The sequence below is a fragment of the Sphingobium aquiterrae genome (assembly GCF_037154135.1).
Taxonomy (GTDB): domain Bacteria; phylum Pseudomonadota; class Alphaproteobacteria; order Sphingomonadales; family Sphingomonadaceae; genus Sphingobium; species Sphingobium aquiterrae.
In genome coordinates, this window is the sequence record NZ_JBANFL010000052.1 from 1 (window position 1) to 2,646 (window position 2,646).

Here is a 2,646-nt window from a genome sequence, read left to right on the forward strand (position 1 = left end):
TATAGCGCGACGATCTGGGTGAGAGGTCAGCGACTATCAGGATGAGAACAGATTGTCGCGGCGGGTTCATGGTGCCGGGTTAGATTGTCGCTGGCAAGGGCGATTCTTCGCTCTGATTGTCGCTGATCGACATTTTCTCGATGGATTTGATTGTCGCGTATTTTGGGGTCCTTCCAGCCCCTGTCTGTCGCTGGAGGGCGGCCCTGCGACGATAGCTCTCGACATTCATCTCGAAGATGGTGGCGTGATGAACGAGACGGTCGACGGCCGCGAGCGTCATGGCGGGATCCGGGAAGACCCGGTTCCATTCGCCGAAGGGCTGGTTGGCCGTGATGAGCATGGATCGGCGCTCATAGCGTGCGCTGATCAACTCGAAGAGCACGGAGGTTTCAGCCTGATCCTTGGCGACATAGGCGAGGTCGTCCAGGATGAGCAGGTGGTATTTGTCGAGCTTGGCGATGGCGGATTCGAGCGCCAGTTCGCGGCGCGCGAGCTGAAGCTTCTGGACCAGCTCGGACGTGCGGGTGAACAGCACGCGCCAACCATTCTGGACAAGTTGCAGGCCGATGGCTGCCGCCAAGTGGCTCTTTCCTCCGCCCGGCGGGCCGAACAGGATGAGATTGGCGCCCTTTTCCAGCCATCCGTCGCCCGAGGTCATGGCCGTGACCTGCGCCCGCGAGACCATCGGCACGGCGTCGAAGGCGAAGCTGTCGAGCGTTTTGCCCGGTGGTAATCGTGCGTCGCTCAGATGACGTTCGATCCTACGCCGGTCACGTTCGGCCATTTCATGCTCGGTAAGTGCAGCGAGCAGTCGGGTGGCGGGCCAGCCCTCCTTGTCGGCACGTTCGGTAAACTCGGGCCAGATCACCTTGATGGCAGGAAGCCTCAACTCGTTGAGGATGAAGCTCAGGCGCTGGGCATCGACGTTATGGGCCTTGGTCATGCGGCCTCTCCCAGCAGCAGGGCATCGTAGTCGGTCAGGGGGCCAAGCTCGACCACCACCTCGGGCAGCGCGGCCGGATCGGGCGAGAAGCGCGTTCGCAACGCGGCGATGTCAGGCAGCCGGCCTTCGTCAAGGTCCTGGGCGAGAAGATCGGCAAGCTCGGCCTCGCAGGCCCGTTCATGGGCCATGGACAGCAACTCGACCATCTTACGGCAAGCGTCACGCTCGGACATGGCTTCGAGCAGCCGTTCGAACATGAGCCTGTACGCCTCGCGCGGGAACAACTGGTCGCGATAGGTCAGCTGCAGCAGGGCCATCGGCTTACGCCTGAGGCTATGGATCACGTGACGGTAATCCACCACATAGCCATGTTCGGTAGCGCTTTTCGGGCGACCGCGTGGCCGGGTCATGAGATAACTGCCGCCCAGGAACAGATCGAGCCGATCATCGTAGAGGCGCACACGCAGTCGATGCCCGATCAACCGTGACGGCACCGTGTAGAACACCTTGCGCAGAACGAAGGTGCTGGACGAGGTGACGGGAAGGATATGTTCCTCGTAGTCGCTGGTGCGACGATCAGGTAGCGGTTTGAGCGTTGCCCTTTCGGTGTCGATGCGGGCGGCACTGCGCCGGTTCTTTCGGGCAACGATCTCGTCGATGAACCTGCGATAGGCCGCGAGGTCCTCGAAGTCGGTCGATCCACGCATCGCCAGCGCATCCTCCACCGCCGCCTTGAGATGGCCGTGGGAGCTTTCGACGCTGCCATTCTCATGTGCGATGCCGCGGTTGTTGCGGGTCGGCGTCATGCCATAATGTTCGCACAAGGCGTCGTAGCGTGTGGTCAAGTCCGCACGGGCATCGGCATCAAGGTTGCGAAACGCGGCCGACAGACTGTCGCTGCGGTGTTCGCCCGGCGCGCCGCCCAGCATCCAAAGCGCGTTCTGCAGCCCCTCAGCCAATGCGACATAGCTCTCGCCGCCCAGGATGACATGGGCATGTTCGAAGCCTGACCACACCAGGCGGAAGTGGTAAAGCAGGTGATCGAGGGGCGCACCCGCGATCGTGACTTTGAGGCTCCTCATGTCGGTGAAGTCCGAAAGGCCCATTCGCCCCGGCTCATGAGTCTGGCGGAAGATCACTTCCTGTTCCGGGCCATGAACGGCCCGCCAGGCACGGATACGACGCTCCATCGTGCGGCGAACCCCAAAATCGAGATCGGGATGGCGACGGCGCATCTCCTCGAAGATCGCCACCGCCCGCAAGCCAGGTGCCGCCTTCAGCATTGGTACGATCTCGCTCTCGAAGATCGATTCCAACGGATCAGGTCGCCGTCGGCCGCGGGGCGCTTTACGGTGTGAAGGAAGCACCGGATCGCTCGCGATCCGGTAGCCCGTCGCGGTGCTGAACCCGGCCTTCGCCGCAGCCACCGGGACCGGGTTGGTCTGTCGCAATTTCATGAAAAGCCTCATTTGATGATCGTTGACTTGGCAACCCGGCACTCACGGCATCTCCCTCCAATCTGGATATGCCAATGAATATTGGGTCGGCCCCGACGATCTGCGGCTCCTCCATTAAAGGGCCATCGGTTGTTGGGGTCTCGGCTACGGGCTTCGGGCTACGCCCTCCGCCCTTCACCGACACCCCAACAACCGATTCTCATCTTGATTGTCGCTACGCTCGCATCCTGTCAGTCGCCGCGCATC

2 protein-coding genes are annotated in these 2,646 nt (G+C 61.9%); both read right to left on the reverse strand.

Annotation, left to right across the window (positions count from 1 at the left end):
- Positions 1–79 precede the first annotated feature (79 nt).
- Positions 80–943 (reverse strand): IS21-like element helper ATPase IstB, encoded by an 864-nt coding sequence (istB, locus tag WFP78_RS23335; RefSeq protein WP_004211466.1) that lies wholly within the window; start codon positions 941–943, stop codon positions 80–82.
- Positions 940–2,442: an IS21 family transposase gene (istA, locus tag WFP78_RS23340; RefSeq protein ID WP_011950689.1), complete on the reverse strand. Its 1,503-nt coding sequence runs from the start codon at positions 2,440–2,442 to the stop codon at positions 940–942. Before istA ends, istB begins: the two co-directional genes overlap by 4 nt.
- Between the last annotated feature and the right edge of the window lie 204 nt (positions 2,443–2,646).

Coding starts and splice junctions, on each gene's coding strand:
- istB (WP_004211466.1), bottom strand. CDS start 943: ATGACCAAGGCCCATAACGTCGATGCCCAGCGCCTGAGCTTCATCCTC.